This is a genomic window from Methylobacterium oryzihabitans (assembly GCF_004004555.2).
GTDB lineage: Bacteria > Pseudomonadota > Alphaproteobacteria > Rhizobiales > Beijerinckiaceae > Methylobacterium > Methylobacterium oryzihabitans.
On sequence record NZ_SACP01000193.1, the window covers coordinates 1 to 282 of the forward strand.

Genomic DNA, 282 nt, shown 5'->3' on the forward strand with positions numbered 1-282 from the left:
GCTGCGCCCCGAGACCGAGCGCGCCTCCACCACCCCCGACAGGTTCACCGCCTGCCGCGCCATGTCCCGCGCCGCCGCCGCGGTGAGCGTCACCGAGCCGCCATCGGCCGAGATCGTCCCGCTGTGCTTGACCAGCGCGCCGCGGCCCTTGGCTTGCGTCGGCACCGCCACCTGCAGGAAGCCGTCGCCGGAGAGATCCAGCGTCGCCCGCTCGCCCGCGCCGAGCCCGACCCGGCCCATCGGCACCGAGATCGTCCCGGTGTTCGTCACCTGCCCGCCGAT

Annotated in this window: 1 protein-coding gene; it reads right to left on the reverse strand. The window is 75.5% G+C overall.

Going from position 1 to position 282, the window contains the following annotated elements; translation table 11 throughout:
- Positions 1 to 270: hypothetical protein (locus EOE48_RS28995; RefSeq protein ID WP_210249633.1), on the reverse strand; the 270-nt coding region annotated here is incomplete at its 3' end.
- Between the last annotated feature and the right edge of the window lie 12 nt (positions 271 to 282).